Source organism: Caballeronia udeis (assembly GCF_044909315.1).
Classification (GTDB): domain Bacteria; phylum Pseudomonadota; class Gammaproteobacteria; order Burkholderiales; family Burkholderiaceae; genus Caballeronia; species Caballeronia udeis_A.
In genome coordinates this window covers 175,505-191,985 of the sequence record NZ_JBIYEB010000014.1, presented here as the reverse complement: position 1 = coordinate 191,985, position 16,481 = coordinate 175,505, and the positions used below count along the sequence as shown (strand labels likewise).

The following is a 16,481-nucleotide window of genomic DNA, read 5'->3' as shown; positions in this document are numbered from 1 at the left end:
CGCAGCAATTCCTGATCTTCCATCCCTTGCGGCAGTTTGGGTTGCCCCAGCTTGACTACGCCGCTTTGACGTTTTCGCAATCTGTCTGATTCGGCCGTCGGCGTACTTCAACCAACCGGGTGCACTCGACTCTCCTGACCGGCCATTCCTATGACAAACCCTTGTTCAAACGAAAATTCGCGGGCGTGAAAGGTTGGCGAAGGATTGCGAATCGTAGAATTTCGACGGCGATTATCAAGGCGTTTAAATCAATTGACGCCACCCGGCTTATCGGGATTAAAGGAGACAAAGAATGACCTTCGCTGCGCGAAAATATAATCGTTTGGGCAAGCACGCCGTTTCATCGGTACTGGCGCTTGGCGCATTCTGCGCGTTCACGCAGGCTGCGCGCGCAGCCGAGCCGGAGAAAATCACCATCATGGTGGGCGGGATCACCAAGCTGATCTATCTCCCGGCACGTCTCACCGAACAACTGGGCTACTTCAAGGCTGAAGGCCTCGATGTCGAGCTTCTATCCCAGCCCGCCGGCGTGGATGCGGAAAACGAACTGCTAGCCGGCGCCGTGCAAGCCGTGGTCGGCTTTTATGATCACTCAATCGACTTGCAGGCGAAGGGCAAGGAAGTCAAAGCCATCGTCGTATTCGGTCAGGTGCCGGGCGAAGTCGAAATGGTTGCGACCAAACAGGCAGACACGATCAAGAGCATGGCCGACGTGAAGGGCAAAACCCTTGGTGTGACCGGGCTTGGTGCGTCGACGAACTTTCTCACGCAGTACCTCGCGCATCTGAAAGGCATACCGAACTCTGACTATACGGTGTTGCCTGTCGGCGCAGACAACAGCTTCATTGCGGCTATCAAGCAAAACCGGATTGACGCGGGAATGACGACTGAACCGACCGTATCGCAACTGCTGAAATCCGGCGATGCGAAGATCCTGGTTGACATGCGCAGCCTCGATGGCACGCGCGCCGCGCTGGGTGGAACCTATCCCGCGTCGAGTCTCTACGTTCAGAGCGCGTGGCTCGACACGCATAAAGACGAAGCGCAAAAGCTCGCCCGCGCTTTTGTCCACACCTTGCAGTACTTGCACACGCATACGGCTGACGAAATCGCCGCGCAGATGCCCAAGGATTACTACGGCAGTGACAAGGCGCTGTACGTGAGCGCATTGAAGGCTTCCCTGCCCATGTACACCGTCGACGGCAAGATGCCTTCCGATGGACCCGACACCGTGCTGAAGGTACTCGCCGGGTTTAACCCGTCGGTCAAGGACAAGCATATCGACCTGTCGCGTACGTTCACAAACCAGTTCGTGAGCCAGGTGAAGTAAGCGACCGTGCGCACATCGACAAAAGGCAACCAATGAATCATGTCACCGCTCAAAATGGGCCTGCGATTGAGTTTCGCAACGTGTCGTGCCGTTTCATATCAGCCGATGGCCACGCGACCGTTGCGTTGCGAGAGTTCAATATGTCGATTGCAAGGGGAGAGTTCGTAGCCATCGTAGGGCCGACCGGTTGCGGCAAGTCGACCACGCTCAGCATGATTACCGGGCTGCTCAAGCCTACAACGGGCGAGGTTCGCGTCATGGGGCGGCCGGTCGATGGCATCGACCCGCGCATCGGTTTCGTGTTTCAGGCAGATGCGGTATTCCCCTGGCGCTCGGTACTCGATAACGTCGCGGCCGGTCCTATTTACCGTGGCCGCTCGAAGGCGGCGGCGCACGAACTTGCTCATGACTGGATTCGCCGCGTTGGCCTCGACAAGTTCGCGAAGCACTATCCTCATCAGTTGTCCGGCGGGATGCGAAAGCGCGTGGCGCTGGCCCAGACGTTCATTAACAACCCGGAAATCCTGTTGATGGACGAGCCGTTTTCCGCGCTGGACATGCAGACGCGCACGCTTATGCAGGACGAGCTCCTGCAGTTGTGGTCGGGCAACGCGGGTTCCGTTGTGTTCGTCACCCATGATCTCGAAGAGGCGATCGCGCTTGCGGACCGGGTCTTCGTGCTTACCGCGCGGCCGGCAACGCTCAAGCGGGTGTACGAGATCGACCTGCCCCGCCCGCGGGTGACATCCGAAGTCCGGTATGAACCGCGCTTCATTGAAATCTCACGGGATATCTGGCACGACTTGCGCGAGGAAGTGCAAATTGGCTAATCACGGAAGCATGAAAATGAAGGACACAGCCCTGCCGAAACAACTCGACGCGGTCTCGCTAGCCCGGGATGAACAGATAGCACAGCGGCGCATTCGCATGCGTAAATGGACCATCATTGCACTGCGCATCGCGGTGCTGGTCATCGCTCTCGGCGGCTGGGAACTGTCGGCTCGCTTGAAATGGATTGACTCCTTTTTCTTCTCGATGCCGTCGCTGATCTATCTTCAACTCGTGGAATGGTTCACCAACGGCACGTCGCAAGGGCCGCTCTGGATGCAGGTTTTCGTGACGCTGGAGGAGACCGTGCTCGGCTTCCTGATAGGTGCGGCAGGCGGGATCGTGTGCGGGATTGCACTGGGGCGCAACAAACTATTGTCTGATGTTTTCAGCCTGTATATTCAGATCGCCAATTCGATCCCCCGTGTCGTGCTCGGTTCGGTGTTCGTCATTGCGCTGGGTCTCGGGATGGCTTCCAAAGTTGCGCTGGCCGTTGTCATGGTGTTTTTCGTGGTGTTCGGCAATGCATTCCAGGGAGTTCGGGAAGCCGACCGGTATATGATCGCGAACGCGCAAATCCTGGGGGCGTCGAAGCATCAGGTGACAATGACGGTCGTGATTCCGTCAGCCCTGAGCTGGATACTTGCCAGCTTGCATGTGAGCTTCGGGTTCGCGCTGGTGGGCGCGGTGGTCGGGGAATTTCTCGGTTCGAAGCAGGGCATCGGCTTGCTCATCTCGACCGCCCAAGGCGCATTCAACGCAAGCGGTGTGTTTGCCGCCATGATCGTGCTTGCAGTCGTTGCGCTCGCCGCCGATTACCTTTTGACGAGTGTCGAGCGACGTCTGCTCAAATGGAAACCGGCAGCGTTTTAAACAGCTATTTCATGCATATTCAGGGAACGTGATTTCGTGATATTAGGCAGCTTGCGGGCCAGGCTTTTAGGATGGCTTTTACTGCCGCTGACGGTGTTCGTCTGCATATCCGGAATCATGTCCTTGCAAAATGCGCGGTCCACCGCGAATCTCCTGCAGGACAACGCGCTGATTTCGTCGATGCGGATCATTGGCGAAGACATCGACTGGGACAATGGCGAGATCGTCGTGCAGATTCCGCCGGCGGCTCTCGAACTGTTCGAGTCGCCCGAGCGTGACAATGTGTTCTACAAGATCGTGGATGGACACAACAGGCTGCTGGCGGGCAACCCCGACCTGCCGTTGCCGGACACCTTCTCTTCCACGCCGGCGTTTTACGACGCGGTCCTCAATGACGGCCGGCGGGTGCGTGCCGCTGTGTATGTCCGGCAATTGTTCGATTCCGGGCGCGTGGAAAACGTCACGGTGGCGGTGGCGAAGACGGAGTTTTCGCGAGACGCGATGGTCGCGGCCCAATGGCGTCCCCAACTCATCCGCCTTGTTCTAATGCTGCTGCTGGCAATGCTGCTGGTCTATTTTGGCCTGACCTTCGAGTTGAGGCCGCTGATGAAGTTGAAGGATGACGTGTCCGACCGGGCGCCATCCCAACTGCAGCCGATTCGCGCCGAACGACTGCATTTCGAGCTTCGGCCTATTGTCGATGCGATCAACCAGTGCATTTCCCGCATGAGCCTGCAGGCGGCTACGCAACGCCAGTTCATATCCGACGCCGCGCACCAGTTGCGAACGCCGCTGACGCTTCTGGACACGCAGATACAGTTTGCCCGGCAGCGGCCAAGCGAGGATGAGCAACTAGCCGAGGCGCTCGCAGGCATGCATAAAAGCAGCAGGAAGATGGCGGTGCTTACCAGCAAGCTGCTCTTGCTTGCGCATACGGAGTCTTCGCAGCCGGGGCGTGGCGAGGAGTGTGTCGACCTGAGTGCGGCGATCTCCGGGGTACTCGGGGACCTCGTCGCCTTTGCACAGCAAAAAGACATTGATCTCGGTGCGGAGATCAGCGACGACATGTGCGTGGCGGGTGACGAGACCTTGATGACCGCGCTGCTGACCAATCTCGTCGATAACGCGCTGCGCTACACGCAACGGGGAGGGTGGGTTACGGTGACGGCGCAGCGCAGCGGCGCCAGCGCCGTGGTCCAGGTGATAGATAACGGCCCCGGCATCTCGGCGGAAGCGCGCTCGCGGGTATTCGAGCGGTTCTATCGCGCATCCGCCGATACAGAGGGTTCCGGACTCGGCTTGTCAATCGTGCGCGAGATTGCGAATCGGCATGGCGGTACCGTGAGGCTCACACCGGGCAAACGAGGTGTGGGCCTGCTTGCGACGGTTACCATGCGCTTATGGTGCGATCCGGCGAGCGCGGTTGCCGAAGAAAAGGGGCGATGAATGAAATTGCTGCTGGTGGAAGACAATGCAGATCTGGCGCGCTGGGTGGTCAACCTGATACAAGCCGAACACTTCATGGTGGATTGGGCGGCGGACGGAGAGCAGGCGGAGACCCTGCTCAAGACGAAAGGCTACGACGCGGTCCTTCTTGACCTGCGCCTGCCCGGCATTAACGGCAAGGACGTGCTGACGCGCCTGCGTCGTGGACGCGACAACGTTCCGGTCCTGATGTTGACCGCCAATGGATCGACTGATGACAAAGTGGCTTGTTTCGCGGCCGGCGCAGACGATTACGTCGTCAAGCCATTTGACGCGCGCGAGCTGGTTGCCAGGATAAAAGCGATCATTCGCCGCAAGGCGGGCGGAGACGAAAGCCAGACGATCGTTTGCGGCGATCTTCAATACCGCTTCGAGTCACGCGAGTTTTTTGTCGCAGACGAACCCTTGCGTCTGCGGCGCCGGGAGCACGCGATCCTGGAGACGCTGATCCTTCGCCAGGGGAAGACGGTGTCGAAGGCGGCATTGATGGAATGTGTATTCGCAATCGATGACGAGCCCAGCGCTGACGCCATCGACATCTACATTCATCGGCTGCGCAAGCATCTGGCGGTCTCGACTGCGCAGATCATGACGTTGCGTGGTCTTGGATATATTATTCGGATACCTTAAATAAGCGGTAATCGGTATTTCCACCGACGTTTTTCCGGGGCTCGTGAAAGATTCACGAAGGATTGGGGTAGTTAAGCTTTGTTCGGCATCGAACGAATCATTAAAACCTATTCCAACGTGAAGTCATGAGGAGAACGTCGTGAAAAAGACCTACATGGTATTGGCTGCAAGCGCAGGCACCCTGATAGCCGGAAGCGCGCACGCACAGTCCAGCGTGCAGCTCTACGGGCTGGTCGACTTGAGTGCGCCGTCCTATCAAACGCACGCCGACGCAAAGGGCGATCACGTGGTCGGCATGGGCATTGGCGGCGAGCCGTGGTTTAGCGGCAGCCGCTGGGGTCTCAAGGGCGTTGAAGACATCGGTAACGGGTCGCGGATCATCTTCCGGCTGGAAAGCGAATACCGCATGAGCGACGGCCAGATGGAGGACCCGGGCCAGATCTTCGACCGCGACGCATGGGTTGGCTATGAAGACGATACGGTGGGTAAGATCACGGCAGGCTTTCAGAACACGATCGCGCGCGATGCCTCGACGATTTATGGCGATCCGTACGGCAGCGCTGCATTGACGACCGAGGAAGGCGGCTGGACCAACGCCAACAATTTCAAGCAGCTCATTTTCTATGCGGGCAGTGCCACGGGCACGCGCTACAACAACAGCATTGCGTGGAAGAAGCTCTTCAGCAATGGCTTGTTCATGAGCGCCGGTTATGCGTTCGGCAACACGACCACTTTCCCGACGGGCTCGAATTACCAGGCAGCACTCGGCTATAACGGCGGTCCGTTCAATCTCTCCGCGTTCTATAGTCACGCCGATAACGCTGGATTCATCAACCAATCGTATTCGGCCGGCGGCAACTATACGTTCAGCATCGTCCGCGTGAACGCAGGCTATTTCCACTACACGGGTGACCAGGGAGCACTTGGGCAGCGCCATGACAACGCATGGACTGTGTCGTTGAAGCTCGCACCGACGGGCGCCTTCGACTACGAGGTCGGATACCAGCAAATGCACGTCAAGAACGCGGCGTACAACAGTGACGGAGATGTCCCGAACGCGAACATAGGGACATTCAGCATGACAAACGGCATTGCCAACGGATACAAGGAGACGCTTTACGCATCCGTTTTCTATCATCTTTCGAAGCGTACCGAGGTGTACATCGCCGGCGACTACATGAAGCTGCATGGTGGCTACACGGTTGCCACAACCTTCGGCGCGACCAATCAGCTCGAGCTGACTTCAGGCATTCGTACGCGCTTCTGAACGGTGGGTGGGCGCGGTGCCGGCTTTGTCATTCTGGCACCCGACCCGCGCTAGCCCGGTCGAATGAGTGCTGATGCTTACTGCGGGCTTACCGTTCACTGCGCTTTACAGTCCCGCGCATATTCCGCACTAAGGCGGTTTTGTGCATCGTTCAGATTATCCGGATAAGGCGCGTTGGGTGCACTTGCGTCGTAACCGGCCGCTTCGAGTTCGTAGAGTTCATTCATCACCTGCGCGTGTGTAACGGGTCCCTGGGTATGGACAAACGGATAGTCGTTGCACTGCTGCGCTGTCAGCGTTCCTTCCGCCATGGAAGCCGTGCTGACAATTAAAAGCTGAGAAAGGACAAGAAGCTTGAGTGTGGTTTTCATGGAGCATTCCTAATATCATTTGACCGTTCGTAGAGCATCTTCGATCGGCACCGCTGGATGATCTGGCCCGTGCTTCAAACACTCGAACACGATACGAAAATCCCTCTAACGGCAAGCTGACGCGATCATGAAGAATTTGTCATCTCGACCGGATTTGTTTTGCTGACCCCGCACGCAGGCAATTGCTTGTTCCCGGTAACGGCAATAAGCATGACTGACGTAGATTGAGTTAAGCGCTTTGATAATCTCGCGACCCGATTCGCTGAGACGGGATATTTGCGGATAGCGTCGAACGTGCCGTTCATTCACCCGTTTTCTCTAGCGCGCCCAGACCGGGATGAACCCCGAAGGTCTTTCCGTTGAATACCCGGTGTGCTAGAAATAAAGAAGTGCCGCCACGCAATCGGGCACGAGGGGATCTGTGATGAAATCGCTCAGGGCGGTACTGCTTGCGCTCACCGTGATTGCTTCGGTTTCGTGCGCATCGACAATCAGTTCATCCTACACAACAGATGTCCGGCTGAAAGACGGAAAAGCCGTCCGCTGCGCGGTCAACGAAGCAGCCGTTTCTCCGCCCCCAGGAACTCCCCCGCTGACCCTGCGTGAGAAGAACGAAGCGGAGGTCCTCGCGACCCAGCCATTGCGCCTGCTGTCGGGGCCCTGGTCACCTTATCCGGATCCGGACACTGCGCCGATGCTGAGTTGCTACGAACTCCCGGGTTAGCATCTCCGACTCCGGACGATTTTTGAGGAAGGGCCAGTCCGTCGAACGACTGCTCAAAGCGATGCGCCACCGCACATCACGATCTGCTGGCCGGTTATGCTGCGCGCGCCGTCGCTCAACAGAAAGACAGCGAGTGCCGCGACTTCATCGGGCGATATGAAGCGGCCCATCGGGGGTATTTTCGGCAGGGTCTTTGCGCGGCCGGGATCACGCAGGAACGGGGTGTCGGTGGCACCTGGGGCAATCACGTTGACCGTAATCCCTCTTGGCGCCAATTCCGCAGCCCACGAACGCGCCATGCCGACGAGCGCTGCCTTCGTCGCGGCATACTGACTTCGCGTGGGTGCACCATTCGCGGTGCGGCTGCCGACCAGCACAATGCGCCCCCCCTGCGGCATGGCCGGTGCAAGACGATCCGCGAGCAAGGCAGCGGCGTCGACGTGGACCCGCCACATCTGCGCGCCTTCGTCCATCGACAATTCACCAAGGGGCGCTGTACGCATGAAACCGGCGGCATGGATGAGCGCATCGGCGGGTTCCATCTCTTGCGCAATGGCCTCGAGCCGATCGAAGTCCATCAGATCGACGGGCACAATGGTCAGCCCGGCGATGACATCCGCGCCAACCGTCCGGCATAAGCCCGTCACGCGCCAGCCATCCTTCAGCAGTTGCCTGACGATAACCTGACCGATGCCGGACGACGCACCGGTCACGACCGCATGCCGCGGTTTGCCTTCCAAGTTCATAAACGCTCCTCGTGAAAATCGGGCGCGTCGACGCGGATAAAAACCGCGTTGTTCAAACTGTCACGGTTTGCACCTTCACGTCGCCGCGCAAGGTGAATGCGGCCAGTTCCTGGGCAGGCGCGGCTGCGTCGGTGATCAGCGTCCAGTCGCGCTCGAGCGGCGTCCAATGCTGCTGGCTCGCGCGGCCTATCTTGTCGGCGGTCACCAGGACAAACACGTTTGCGGCCTGGCGAATGACACACTCCTTCAGATAGGCCTGCTCCGCGGTCGCCTCGCACAGCCCCCGCGATGCGACCACGCCGTCTGCACCGAAGAACGCCTTGTCCACACTTAGCCGGCTCAGCACGAGCTGCGCGAGCGGTCCGAGCGTACTCATGCTGGACGGGCGCACATCGCCGCCGATCAGCGTGAGTTTCGTGGTGGTCGACGCCAATGCGCCGATGACCAGCAAATTGTTCGTGACGACGTGGACCGAACTGCGTCCCGCAAGGTAACGCGCGAGCGCCGCGGTGGTCGTCCCGCCGTCGAGGAACACCGTGTCCCCTTCTTCTATATGCGCGAACGCCGCGCGCGCTATCGCTTCTTTCTGTTCACGCCAGCTTTCGCGGCGTTCGTCCAGCGAAGGCTCGGGTTCATGCGCTCCGACGGCTGCCGCGCCGCCATAGGTGCGCAGGATGCGCCGGTCACCCGCAAGGGCCCGCAAATCACGCCGCACCGTTGCTTCGGACATGCCGAAATGCTCGCACAGCGTACTGACATCGTTCATTCCGCCAAGGACGGCATTGAGCATGGCCTCACGGCGCTTAGCGACTTTCATGGTCAATAATCTTTGGGCTGGGTAGGGGAGGTCAGGCGCGCCATGAACGAAGCGGCGCGCAACGAAAGCGCCTAGTGTAGTCAATTTCGGCCCCAGCCTACCCGGTCAGCTTATTGGCCAGCTTCCGGCTCCCCTCGCCCCGGCGTCCGTTTGAAGAAGGACGCCGCGTTTCAGCCCCGCACCCACGCTTCCCCGACACTCACGTACTTGATGCGCTGGCGGAAGTACGTGAAGGCGATATGTAACGCCCCGTCCGGCGTCTGCACGATGGACGGGTAGGAATATTCCCGGTTGCGCTGGTCGGCGGAATTGTTGGTCATGCAGTAACCGTCGCCGATCTCGAGGTTGCGGCGGCGCCGCCAGGTCTTGCCGTCATCCTCGGAAATGGCCAGCGACAGCGGCGCGCGCGGAGCGCCCCAGAAAGCCGACCCTGCCGACGATGAACCCTGCTCGCGCAATTCCCCGCTGTCCTCCGAATCCTCGATGTCGTCATAGAGCGAGGCGCGCCGTTGCGTGGCATGCGAGGCATCGCTCTCGTTGAATACCAGTGCGATATGGCCGTTTTGCAACGCCACGAACTGGATGGATGAATTGTTGTTCGGCACCTCGGTTGGCTGCGGCGTGCTCCATACACGACCATCCCGTGAACGGCTCGCATAGATAAAGTCCGCCCAGCGACTACGAAAGAGGGCGAGAAGGGTGCCGTCCTGCAGCAACTGGACGTTCATGTGCACACAGCCGACACTCTCCGGCACCGGGTGCTCGCTCCATGTCGCACCGTGGTCGTTCGAGACCATCACGGCGCTGACGTCATTGTTGCCGACCCAACGCTCGCCCGGTTCGGTGCGGCACAGGAACACAGGACAAATCCACGCGCCGTCCGGCAGCACCACGATCGGTTGACGTACGAACGTGCCGGGCCGCTCGAAGAGCGTCTCGACAGGACCCCAGGTCAACCCGTTGTCCGTCGAAATCCGTCGACGGACCAAGGCAGTATTCTGGTGGCCCGACAACTGCGCGGTATAGATAAGCCAGAGCATCCCATCAGGATCGCTAAACAATACCGGATTCTGCTCGGAGCGAGTGGGATCGTCGGAGAGCTTTTGCGGCGCGGACCACGTGTCGGTGCCGGCCGGCAGTCGCGACAGGTAGATCGATACGTCGGGGATCCCTTCCTGCGTGCCGCCGAACCACACGCACAGCAGGTCGCCGTTAGCGAGTGCGTGAAGATTGGCGGCATGATTTTGCACACACACGGTTGGCAGGAACGCTTCGCGCCGGTCGGCATCGGCGAAGGCCGTGCGCACTTGTGCATCCTGCAAGGGGTTGAGGCTTTCGACAGAGGCATTGACGAGGGCGGATGTCATCCGGTCTTCTCCTGAATACGGGTTAGTGCGATTTGTTTTGCGCGAGGCCTTTTGTTTCGGCGGGCGTGTCCTTCGATCCCTTCAGCGACGGCCCCGACGGAAACAACAGCTTTTCAAGCACGATCACGATGGCCGGCGTAAGCAGTGCCACGTACATGTTGTCGATACCGAACGGATTGCCGAGCAAATACCATACGGTGGTCGCCACGGTTGCGAGGACCATGCCCGCAATGGCGCCGCGGTTGCTGTTGAAGAACGGCAGGTAGATTCCGATCAGAGCGACCACCGAGACGGTCAGCCGCAATGCGCGGGTGAAGAACGACAGCGCAAGGATCTGCGGCACGAAGAGCACAAAGATCAGCGGAATGAATCCGACCACGAACGAGATCCGGCGCGTCACGCGAAATTCGACCTCCGGGGTCGGATGATAGCGCGGCACATAGAAGTCTTTTACGATCAACGAAGCAATGGCGAGCGCAACCGTACTCACGCTCACGAAGATCGACGCGACCAGCGATGTCGTCACGACCCCGGCCAGCAGCGGATTCATGTGCTGAAGAAAAATTGGCAGCGCGTAGAGGCTCTTGATACCCGGAAACAGGAACTTTGCGGCTACGCCGAGAAAGCCGAGAGCGACGCCAATTGGTACACACAACAGGGCGGCGACGAGCGTCGAACTGCGGGCCGCGTTCGCGCTGCGGGTGCCTGAGATGGCCTGGATGATGAACTGCGTCGAGAAGATCGCGCCCGCCGTGCCGATGATCCACGCGCCAATCGTGCCCTGGCTCAGGCTGCCCTTCCAGGTGAAATAGTGCTCGGGCATGGCTTGCATCATGGGTGCGACGCCGCCCGTCAGCCGCCATGCGACCACGACGAGAATGGCCAGTCCGATCAGCTTGACTGCGCTGTGGACAATGGTCAGGTAGGCAACGCTCTTCAGTCCGCCCCAGGCAAAATAAATAGTACTGACGATTGCGGTAATGATCGCGGCGGTAGGCAGGTTGATACGCATCACGGTGGAAATTGCCGCCGCACCGCTCACGTAGTTACCCACGTTCACGAGGAAAAGCGCGTAGATCATGATGGCCGAGACGATCAGCTTCGCACCCTTGCCGTACTTCTGCGCAATGAAACCGGAGATGGTGAATTCGCCGGAACTATAAAGACGCTTCGCCATGAAAAGGCCGAAGAACAGGAAACCTATCGATGCGGCGATCACTGACCACGACGCCGCAATACCCGCGCTGAAGGCTTCCTGCGAGGTGCCCACGGTCGATTTCGCGCCAATGAATTCGGACATCAAGAGTATCGCGACCACGAACACGGGCATGTTGCGCGAGGCAACCATGAACTGCTCCGAATTGCGGCTGCGCAAGCGAATGCTGATGATGCTGGTCACCACGATATAAAGGACGACCATCCCGATGATGATCGCGGTGTCCCAGTAACTGAAAGTTGTCATGCGTGTCTCCACCTGTTTTGATGACGCCGTACTGCAGCGGTAGCGGTGGCCGCCGGGCGTGTCTCCGCCGGGTCGGCCGATATGTGAGGTTTGCGGCTAGCGGTTCATGACGCTTCGACGGAGGTTTTTTGCGCCGAATGACGCGTCGCGAGTTCCTGCGCCTGCCTGAGTGCTTCGAGCATGCTGCGTTCATCGGCTATGCCCGTGCCGGCTATGTCGAATGCCGTGCCGTGATCGACCGACGTGCGGATGACCGGCAAGCCGACCGTCACATTCACGCCAGCCTCCAGTCCCATCACCTTCACCGGGCCATGGCCCTGGTCGTGATACATCGCGACGACGACGTCGAAGTCGCCGCGCCCGGCGCGGAAGAAAAGCGTGTCGGCGGGCAGCGGCCCCTCCACATTCCAGCCGCGAGCCTGCAGTATCGCGATTGCCGGCATGATCTTTTCTTCTTCTTCGCCATATCCAAAGAGGCCGTTCTCGCCTGCGTGCGGATTGATGCCGCACACGCCGATCCGCGGATTGCCGATGCCCGCCCGCGTGAGCGTTTCGTGCGCGCGTTCGATGGTGCGCTGGACGAGTCCCGGTTCAATGCGGCGAATGGCGTCGAGCAGGCCGATATGAGTCGTCACATGGATCACGCGCAGCTTCGGCGCGACGAGCATCATCGAAACCTCGTCGATGCCGGTCAGGTGCGCGAGCATTTCCGTGTGGCCGGGGAAGATATGGCCGCCCGCGTGCAGGGCTTCCTTGTTGAGCGGCGCGGTGCAGATCGCGTCGAGTTCTCCCGCCGACGTCAGCTCGACAGTGCGGGCAATGTACTGGTACGCCGCGTTGCCCGCGATGGCCGACAGCTTACCGTAGGGCAAGTCGGCAGGGATCAACCCCAGGTCGATGCAGTCGACCACGCCGTGGCGGAATTCGGCGTCTGCCGGGCGCTCGATCGAGCGCACGTCGAGCGAGACGCCGGAGCGCTTTGCGGCGTCTCGCAGGCGGGCTGCGTCGCCGATCACGAGCGGCCGGCACTGCGCATAGACCGACTCATGCGCGAGGCTCTTCATGATGATTTCCGGGCCGACGCCGGCGGCATCGCCCATGGTGATGCCAATAACAGGACGATAGGTCATTGCGGTAGTTCCTTGATGGGATGGCCGCGCGCCAGCGCGGGGGCCGCCGGCGAGCTGTCGCCAGGCTGAAGTAAGAGTGCCGGGTGTGCCGAAACCGCCAGCCTTGGTGATGACTTGCAGGGTCCGGCCGGCATGCGTTGCATGCAGCAAGGGCACGCCGCTTTCAATTTCATCGACAACACGCAGCGTGCTGATACCGGCTGCGGCCAGCAACGTCCGTGCGGTCTCGCCGCCTGTTGCGATCACACTCGCCGCGTGCTGCACGGCCGGTGCGAGCAAGGCCGCGAGGCGCTGGCAGAACAGCAGCCCGTCCGCGAGATGAGCGCGGTCGTCCTGCTTGAGCGCGACGACCACGTCGCGGCCTTGCTGCAAAGCTTCAATGACGACCGCGGTCAACTCAGGCTGCTCGCAGCGCAATGATTCGGTAGTGAGTTCCAGCGAGAGCATCGCGCTGCCGGCAGCGGCCTTAAGCGTGGCAACCTGTTCATGAGAGATGCTTGACATGCTACCGACAACCGCCAGCACTGGCGAACAAACCAGGGGTGATGGGTGCGTCCGGCTTCCTGGGGCCGTCAGCTCGAGCGCGGCCATCAAGTCGCGCGCAAGCCCCGCCGAGCCGACCCAGAAAACGCCATCGAGCGATGCTGAAGCGCGTGCGACGCGGCGCAGGTCGTCATTGGTTTCGCTGTCGCACACCAATGCCTGCACGCCGTCCGTGCGGGCTTCACTCATCTGCGCGGCGAGCGTGGGCGGATCGCCGCGAACCGCGTCGAGTGTCAGCACACCCACTCGCAAGTCCTGTTGCGCGAACATCGCGGCAAGATCGGCGCGACCTGCGATACCTTCATTGCGCCACACTTCGCTGGTTTCTACTGCTACCCCATGAAGCCACTGGCGAGCATTGCGCGTTGTTCGTCCCGCTGCGGGGAACGCCGGGGCCACGATCGCCATGCCGGCGAGCGGTACGAGCGCCGCCACTTCGGCCGCGAAGTTGCCACGCAACGTTGAATCGATCTTCTTGTATAAGCGTCGACCCGGTTGCCTGAGCGCTTGCCACGCATCGGCATTGGCGCGGGCGGCAACGTCGGGGGCACTGCGCCGGCAGTCGAGGTCGATTGCCAGCACGTCGATGCGCTCCGGCAGTGCGCGCGCCATGTGGGCATCGAACATCACAACGCTCTCGAGCCCAAGGCTTGCACCCGTGACTGCGCAATCGGCGGTGCCCGACAGGTCGTCGCCGAAAATCAGCAGCTTCGGTCCGTCGGCGCCTTGATACGTCATGGCAGCAGCCGGCGATAAATCGCCTTCGTGTCGTCAAGGCTCAGCGCCTTGGGATTGTTCGCCAGCAGCCGCTTGACCTTCGATGCCGCCACTGCGAGCGCATCCAGGTGTTCCTCCGACACACCGAAGACGCGCAGATCCTGCGGAATATCCACAGCCGCCGTCCACGCGGCAATCTGATCGATCAGCTTTTGCGCGGCGGTGTCCGCGCTGTCGGCCGGTCCGCTCAGGTCGAGTGCCCGGGCCACCGTGGCGAGACGTTCAACGATGGCATCCAGGTTGAACGCCATCACGTGCGGCAGCAGCATGGCGTTGGCGACGCCGTGGGTGATGTTGAACATGCCGCCGAGCGGGTAGGCAAGTGCATGGACGGCAGCGGTGCCGGCCGCCGTCAGTGCGAGTCCGCCGTACATTGAACCGAGCATCATGGCTTCGCGCGCCTTGATCGAATCGCCGTGCTCGTACGCCTCCACAATGTTTGCGCCGATCAGCCTCATTGACTCCATTGCGAACATGTCGCTAATGGGGTTGGCTTTTGTCGAGATGTACGACTCGAGCGAGTGAACGAATGCGTCCATGCCCGTCGCGGCTGTGATCGCCTTGGGCAAGCCGAGGGTCAGCGAGGCATCGAGGATTACGATCTGGGGCAGCAAGTGACGGCTCACGATACCCACTTTAAGCTCTTCGTCAGGCAACGTGACGATGGCGTTTGGCGTCACTTCGGAGCCCGTGCCGGCGGTGGTAGGCACAAGGATCATCGGCACGCCGGGGTTGCGGATGAGGTCAATGCCTAGCCATTCGCGTAGCGGCTGGTCGTTGGTCAGGCGCACCGCGAAGAGCTTGGCGGCGTCGAGCACGCTGCCGCCGCCGATCGAAAGGATGGCTTGCGGCGCGAATGGCGCGATCTGATCGCGGAACACGGCTTCCACATTGCCGATAGTCGGCTCCGGTTCAACATCGCGCACGACCAGCACTTCAACATCCTTCGCGGCGAGGCCCGCCACGACCTGCTCGATCACACCAAGCGCTTCAATCGCGGGCTGGGTGATGAGCGCGATACGCTTGATGGGTGTATCGAGCAGGGCAAGCTTTTCGGGCAACAGGTTCAGGCTGCCTGCCCCATGCACGATGTGTTTGACAGTCTGGAAATGATAAGGGTTGCTCATTGTTGGTTGTCTCGTTTCCACTACTTCGTGTTGGCCGCGCCGCGATAGATCGCGAGCGCTTCGAAAAGACGCTCGCGGGTCTTCTCGTCGAGCGGTTGCGCGGGCGAGCGTGCGGGGCCGGCCGGCATGCCGAGCATCTCGGCCGCGGTCTTGAGCACCACGGGCATGGTGCCGAGCGCGAACGCATCGCGCAGCGCGCGCAGGGACTCCTGGGCATGGCGAGCAGCCGCTACATCTCCCGCCTGGAAGTTGTTCCAGATCGACATGACGACATCGGGCACTGCGTTGGTGGTCGCGGCAACCGCACCGTCTCCGCCCGCGATCAGCGTCCAGAGGATCATGGAGTCGGTGCCGGTGAAAACGGCGAAGTCGTCACGGCGCAGGTTGATCAGTTGCAGCAGGCGGTCAAAGTCGCCGCCGCTGTCCTTGATGCCGCGAATGTTGGGAATGTCGGCAAGACGGCGAACGGTGTCCACGTTGAGCGTTACGCCCGCCTTGGCCGGAATCGTGTAAAGCATGATGGGAAGCGTCGTGGCTTCCGCGATCTTCGCGTAGTGCGTGAAGAGTTCCGCTTGCGTCGCGCCGTTGAAGTACGGCGTAATCACCGACGCAGCGTCCACGCCGAGATCCTGCATCTTGCGGTTCAGCGCGATGACGTCGCGGGTGGCGTAAGCGCCGGTGCCCGCAATCACCGGCACGCGTGAGCGTGCCTGGTCCACGGCGATCCGCGCGATTTCAAGCTTTTCCGCTTCGCTCAGCGCGATGAATTCGCCATTCGTGCCAAGCACGAAAAGCGCATGCACGCCGGCTTCGATCAAACGTTCGATCAGTGCGCGCAACCCGTCCTCGTCGACGGCTTCGGATGAGGTCATCGGTGTAATAAGGGCAGGGATGATCCCTTTGAACGAAACTGGCATGCCTGGGCTCCCCTAAGCTTTAAGCGAACGGCACGCAAGGGGCCGTCCTCGTATTTGAAGCGGTGCACGCAGGAGAGACCCGCACGC

Annotated in this window: 15 protein-coding genes; 7 read left to right on the top strand and 8 right to left on the bottom strand. The window is 60.5% G+C overall.

What is annotated here, in order from left to right:
• Nucleotides 1-292 precede the first annotated feature (292 nt).
• The 6 genes from ABH944_RS22865 (at nt 293) to ABH944_RS22840 (ending at nt 6,413) form a co-directional block, all read left to right on the top strand.
• On the top strand, nt 293-1,330 hold the full coding sequence (locus ABH944_RS22865) for an ABC transporter substrate-binding protein (RefSeq protein ID WP_404609024.1): 1,038 nt from the start codon (nt 293-295) through the stop codon (nt 1,328-1,330).
• Nucleotides 1,331-1,362: 32 nt separating this feature from the next.
• Entirely contained in the window at nt 1,363-2,160 is a 798-nt protein-coding gene (locus tag ABH944_RS22860; protein WP_404609023.1) for an ABC transporter ATP-binding protein, read from the top strand.
• A gap of 16 nt (nt 2,161-2,176) precedes the next feature.
• Complete coding sequence (locus tag ABH944_RS22855) at nt 2,177-3,031, top strand: ABC transporter permease (protein ID WP_404609021.1); 855 nt, start codon at nt 2,177-2,179, stop codon at nt 3,029-3,031.
• 39 nt (nt 3,032-3,070) lie between these two features.
• A complete protein-coding gene (locus tag ABH944_RS22850; protein WP_404609107.1) occupies nt 3,071-4,477 on the top strand; it encodes a sensor histidine kinase in 1,407 nt (468 codons plus the stop codon).
• Entirely contained in the window at nt 4,478-5,146 is a 669-nt protein-coding gene (locus ABH944_RS22845) for a response regulator transcription factor (protein ID WP_062086193.1), read from the top strand.
• Between the two features lie 154 nt (nt 5,147-5,300).
• Nucleotides 5,301-6,413 (top strand): porin, encoded by a 1,113-nt coding sequence (locus ABH944_RS22840; protein ID WP_404609105.1) that lies wholly within the window; start codon nt 5,301-5,303, stop codon nt 6,411-6,413.
• A gap of 95 nt (nt 6,414-6,508) precedes the next feature.
• On the opposite strand, the gene ABH944_RS22835 is transcribed toward ABH944_RS22840, so the two are convergent.
• Entirely contained in the window at nt 6,509-6,784 is a 276-nt protein-coding gene (locus ABH944_RS22835) for a DUF4148 domain-containing protein (RefSeq protein WP_404609020.1), read from the bottom strand.
• A gap of 424 nt (nt 6,785-7,208) precedes the next feature.
• Here ABH944_RS22835 and ABH944_RS22830 point away from each other — a divergent pair, with 424 nt between their 5' ends.
• On the top strand, nt 7,209-7,508 hold the full coding sequence (locus ABH944_RS22830; protein ID WP_404609018.1) for a hypothetical protein: 300 nt from the start codon (nt 7,209-7,211) through the stop codon (nt 7,506-7,508).
• Nucleotides 7,509-7,561: 53 nt separating this feature from the next.
• On the opposite strand, the gene ABH944_RS22825 is transcribed toward ABH944_RS22830, so the two are convergent.
• The 7 genes from ABH944_RS22825 to dapA form a co-directional block, all read right to left on the bottom strand.
• On the bottom strand, nt 7,562-8,254 hold the full coding sequence (locus tag ABH944_RS22825; RefSeq protein ID WP_404609016.1) for an SDR family NAD(P)-dependent oxidoreductase: 693 nt from the start codon (nt 8,252-8,254) through the stop codon (nt 7,562-7,564).
• Nucleotides 8,255-8,306: 52 nt separating this feature from the next.
• A complete protein-coding gene (locus ABH944_RS22820; RefSeq protein ID WP_404609014.1) occupies nt 8,307-9,071 on the bottom strand; it encodes a DeoR/GlpR family DNA-binding transcription regulator in 765 nt (254 codons plus the stop codon).
• 170 nt (nt 9,072-9,241) lie between these two features.
• Nucleotides 9,242-10,438 carry a sialidase family protein gene (locus ABH944_RS22815; protein ID WP_404609012.1) on the bottom strand — a complete coding sequence of 399 codons (1,197 nt, stop codon included), beginning with the start codon at nt 10,436-10,438 and terminating at the stop codon, nt 9,242-9,244.
• Nucleotides 10,439-10,460: 22 nt separating this feature from the next.
• A complete protein-coding gene (locus ABH944_RS22810) occupies nt 10,461-11,900 on the bottom strand; it encodes a sodium:solute symporter family protein (RefSeq protein WP_404609010.1) in 1,440 nt (479 codons plus the stop codon).
• Nucleotides 11,901-12,004: 104 nt separating this feature from the next.
• Nucleotides 12,005-14,311, bottom strand: coding sequence for a 4-hydroxythreonine-4-phosphate dehydrogenase PdxA (pdxA, locus tag ABH944_RS22805; RefSeq protein WP_404609008.1), 2,307 nt, complete (start codon nt 14,309-14,311; stop codon nt 12,005-12,007).
• Nucleotides 14,308-15,477, bottom strand: a complete 1,170-nt coding sequence (locus tag ABH944_RS22800; protein WP_404609006.1) for an iron-containing alcohol dehydrogenase — start codon at nt 15,475-15,477, stop codon at nt 14,308-14,310. The genes pdxA and ABH944_RS22800 overlap by 4 nt, the downstream gene beginning before the upstream one ends.
• A 20-nt stretch (nt 15,478-15,497) precedes the next feature.
• A complete protein-coding gene (gene dapA, locus ABH944_RS22795; RefSeq protein ID WP_404609004.1) occupies nt 15,498-16,394 on the bottom strand; it encodes a 4-hydroxy-tetrahydrodipicolinate synthase in 897 nt (298 codons plus the stop codon).
• Between the last annotated feature and the right edge of the window lie 87 nt (nt 16,395-16,481).

Bases quoted from the DNA above. Each gene is read 5' to 3' on its own strand.
- ABH944_RS22835 (WP_404609020.1), bottom strand. From the start codon at position 6,784: ATGAAAACCACACTCAAGCTTCTTGTCCTTTCTCAGCTTTTAATTGTC.
- ABH944_RS22815 (WP_404609012.1), bottom strand. From the start codon at position 10,438: ATGACATCCGCCCTCGTCAATGCCTCTGTCGAAAGCCTCAACCCCTTG.
- ABH944_RS22855 (WP_404609021.1), top strand. From the start codon at position 2,177: ATGAAGGACACAGCCCTGCCGAAACAACTCGACGCGGTCTCGCTAGCC.
- pdxA (WP_404609008.1), bottom strand. From the start codon at position 14,311: ATGACGTATCAAGGCGCCGACGGACCGAAGCTGCTGATTTTCGGCGAC.
- dapA (WP_404609004.1), bottom strand. From the start codon at position 16,394: ATGCCAGTTTCGTTCAAAGGGATCATCCCTGCCCTTATTACACCGATG.
- ABH944_RS22845 (WP_062086193.1), top strand. From the start codon at position 4,478: ATGAAATTGCTGCTGGTGGAAGACAATGCAGATCTGGCGCGCTGGGTG.
- ABH944_RS22825 (WP_404609016.1), bottom strand. From the start codon at position 8,254: ATGAACTTGGAAGGCAAACCGCGGCATGCGGTCGTGACCGGTGCGTCG.
- ABH944_RS22810 (WP_404609010.1), bottom strand. From the start codon at position 11,900: ATGACAACTTTCAGTTACTGGGACACCGCGATCATCATCGGGATGGTC.
- ABH944_RS22800 (WP_404609006.1), bottom strand. From the start codon at position 15,477: ATGAGCAACCCTTATCATTTCCAGACTGTCAAACACATCGTGCATGGG.
- ABH944_RS22840 (WP_404609105.1), top strand. From the start codon at position 5,301: ATGGTATTGGCTGCAAGCGCAGGCACCCTGATAGCCGGAAGCGCGCAC.
- ABH944_RS22865 (WP_404609024.1), top strand. From the start codon at position 293: ATGACCTTCGCTGCGCGAAAATATAATCGTTTGGGCAAGCACGCCGTT.
- ABH944_RS22830 (WP_404609018.1), top strand. From the start codon at position 7,209: ATGAAATCGCTCAGGGCGGTACTGCTTGCGCTCACCGTGATTGCTTCG.
- ABH944_RS22860 (WP_404609023.1), top strand. From the start codon at position 1,363: ATGAATCATGTCACCGCTCAAAATGGGCCTGCGATTGAGTTTCGCAAC.
- ABH944_RS22820 (WP_404609014.1), bottom strand. From the start codon at position 9,071: ATGAAAGTCGCTAAGCGCCGTGAGGCCATGCTCAATGCCGTCCTTGGC.